Here is a 3,703-nt window from a genome sequence, read left to right as displayed (position 1 = left end):
ACGGTTCCCCCTCCCCAATCAAAAATATTTCGGCGGTGACTTACTCTCCCACACCCTCCCGAGTGCAGTACCATCAGCGCTATAGGCCTTAGCTTCCGGGTTCGGAATGTAACCGGGCGTTTCCCCTATGCTATAACCACCGAAACTCTATCAACATACCAAACAACCCCAAACCAAACAAACCACAAAAGGTAATGTTTGGGGGTTTCGTACGCTCGAAACCACAAAGCAGACGCGAACAACACACTCACAGCATATTCCTTTGCCAAAACACCAACCCCAAATAAATCAGGGTGCGTGTTTTGTTTAGCAAGTATTCGGTTTATTAGTACCAGTCAACTCCACACATTACTATGCTTCCATATCTGGCCTATCAACCCCATAATCTATAGGGAACCTCACACACAAAAGAGTGTTAGGAAATCTCATCTCAAGGCCGGCTTCCCGCTTAGATGCTTTCAGCGGTTATCCATCCCGAACGTAGCCAACCAGCCATGCACTTGGCAGTACAACTGGCACACCAGAGGTCCGTCCAACCCGGTCCTCTCGTACTAGGGTCAGATCCTTTCAAATTTCCAACGCACGCAGCGGATAGGGACCGAACTGTCTCACGACGTTCTAAACCCAGCTCGCGTACCGCTTTAATGGGCGAACAGCCCAACCCTTGGGACCAACTCCAGCCCCAGGATGCGACGAGCCGACATCGAGGTGCCAAACCATGCCGTCGATATGGACTCTTGGGCAAGATCAGCCTGTTATCCCCGAGGTACCTTTTATCCGTTGAGCGACAGCGCTTCCACAAGCCACTGCCGGATCACTAGTCCCGACTTTCGTCCCTGCTCGACCTGTCAGTCTCACAGTCAAGCTCCCTTGTGCACTTACACTCGCCACCTGATTGCCAACCAGGCTGAGGGAACCTTTGGGCGCCTCCGTTACTTTTTGGGAGGCAACCGCCCCAGTTAAACTACCCACCAGGCACTGTCCCAGAACCCGATCAGGGTCCGTAGTTAGATATCCAGAGTGACCAGAGTGGTATTTCAACAACGACTCCACACACACTAGCGTGCATGCTTCAAAGTCTCCCACCTATCCTACACAAGCCACACCGAACACCAATACCAAGCTATAGTAAAGGTCACGGGGTCTTTCCGTCCTGCTGCGCGTAACGAGCATCTTTACTCGTACTGCAATTTCGCCGAGTTCGCGGTGGAGACAGCTGGGAAGTCGTTACGCCATTCGTGCAGGTCGGAACTTACCCGACAAGGAATTTCGCTACCTTAGGATGGTTATAGTTACCACCGCCGTTTACTGGGGCTTAAATTCAAAGCTTCACACCAAAGTGTTAACCTCTCCTCTTAACCTTCCAGCACCGGGCAGGCGTCAGTCCGTATACATCCAATTGCTTGTTAGCACGGACCTGTGTTTTTAGTAAACAGTCGCTTCCCACTGGTCTCTGCGGCCACCACACCCTTTCCCAAGCAAGTTGGTATAAGCGGATGGCCCCCCTTCTCCCGAAGTTACGGGGGCATTTTGCCGAGTTCCTTCACCACGATTATCTCGATCTCCTTAGTATTCTCTACCTGACCACCTGAGTCGGTTTGGGGTACGGGCAACCAGCAACCTCACGCCGATGCTTTTCTCGGCAGCATAGGATCAGTGACTTCACCAAAAACGGCTCCCCATCGTATCTCACCCTAATGTTCCAAAATATTACTAAGGAACAGGCTACATACTTAGCCCGGGACAACCATCGCCCGGGACCACCTACCTTCCTGCGTCACACCTCACGCTCACGCCCAATCATCGGGATCAAAAACCACACACTAGACAAAACAACAAAGTTGCTTCACCCAACATAAAAGTTTTCTTAGCACTCGAAAGTTTGTGTTGAACGGTTACCAGCCGGTACGGGAATATCAACCCGTTATCCATCGACTACGCCTGTCGGCCTCGCCTTAGGTCCCGACTTACCCAGGGAAGATTAGCTTGACCCTGGAACCCTTGGTCTTCCGGAGGACGGGTTTCTCACCCGTCTTTCGCTACTCATGCCTGCATTCTCACTCGTGTCACATCCACGACTAGATCACTCTGCCGCTTCACTCGTGACACGACGCTCTCCTACCCAACCCGTGAACTGAACCACAAAGGCTTGCCTATACACGGATTGCCATATCTTCGGTGGTGTGCTTGAGCCCCGTTACATTGTCGGCGCGGAATCACTTGACCAGTGAGCTATTACGCACTCTTTCAAGGGTGGCTGCTTCTAAGCCAACCTCCTGGTTGTCTAAGCAACTCCACATCCTTTTCCACTTAGCACACGCTTAGGGACCTTAGATGATGATCTGGGTTGTTTCCCTCTCGACCATGAAGATTATCCCCCACAGTCTCACTGCTACGCTCTGACTTACCGGCATTCGGAGTTTAGCTGACGTCAGTAACCTTGTAGGGCCCATCGGCCATCCAGTAGCTCTACCTCCGGCAAGAAACACGTAACGCTGCACCTAAATGCATTTCGGAGAGAACCAGCTATCACGAAGTTTGATTGGCCTTTCACCCCTATCCACAGCTCATCCCCTCAGTTTTCAACCTAAGTGGGTTCGGTCCTCCACACGCTCTTACACGTGCTTCAACCTGGCCATGGATAGATCACTTCGCTTCGGGTCTAGGACACGCGACTATACCGCCCTATTCAGACTCGCTTTCGCTACGGCTACCCCACACGGGTTAACCTCGCCACATGCCGCTAACTCGCAGGCTCATTCTTCAAAAGGCACGCCATCACACCAACAAGGATGCTCTGACGGTTTGTAAGCAAACGGTTTCAGGTACTATTTCACTCCCCTCCCGGGGTACTTTTCACCTTTCCCTCACGGTACTTGTCCGCTATCGGTCATCTAGTAGTATTTAGGCTTACCAGGTGGTCCTGGCAGATTCACACGGGATTTCACGGGCCCCGTGCTACTCGGGATACACAAAACGCTGCACACGCATTTCAGATACGGGACTCTCACCCACTACGGTCACTCCTTCCAAAGTGTTCTCCTATACGCACACAATAACGCTAAAAGCCCGGTAGAACTCTTTATTGCGTCCCACAACCCCCGCTAGGCAACCACTACCGTGTATCACACCTAACAGGTTTAGCCTCATCCAGTTTCGCTCGCCACTACTCCCGGAGTCACATGTTGTTTTCTCTTCCTGTGGGTACTGAGATGTTTCACTTCCCCACGTTCCCTCTACCCACCCTATATATTCAGGTGGGAGTAACAAGAACACATATAGTCTCTTGCTGGGTTTCCCCATTCGGAAATCCTCGGATCACAGCTCGTTTATCAACTCCCCGAGGCTTATCGCAGATTACGACGTCCTTCTTCGGCTCCAGATGCCAAGGCATCCACCGTTTGCTCTTAAGAACTTGCAAACAAAATCAAAATCACAGAACACACCACAAAACCAAACCCCCAAACCCCAAAGGATAAGAGAAGTAAACATTTCACGGTGTGCATCTAGACCATAAGTAAAAATAATTTCACTAAAACCACCACAAAACACTAGCTAAAACCCCAAAAAAGAGTCCTAGACAAAACATGTTATGCGATGATCCTAGCAAAGATGCTCGCGTCCACTGTGTAGTTTCCAACGTACGAACACACCCACCCACAAACAAACCCCAAAACAAGGACCTTATTTGTTAGAAGGAGTG

At 50.9% G+C, this 3,703-nt stretch carries 2 rRNA genes; both read right to left on the bottom strand.

Features of this window, described 5'->3' with window-relative positions:
- Window positions 1–27: 27 nt before the first annotated feature.
- Window positions 28–144, bottom strand: a 5S ribosomal RNA gene (rrf, locus tag EII30_RS08755).
- A gap of 161 nt (window positions 145–305) precedes the next feature.
- Window positions 306–3,421: ribosomal RNA gene (locus tag EII30_RS08750) — 23S ribosomal RNA — on the bottom strand.
- Window positions 3,422–3,703 lie beyond the last annotated feature (282 nt).

This window comes from Leucobacter sp. OH1287, assembly GCF_003859945.1.
Lineage (GTDB): Bacteria > Actinomycetota > Actinomycetes > Actinomycetales > Microbacteriaceae > Canibacter.
This window is presented reverse-complemented; position numbering and strand designations above follow the sequence as displayed.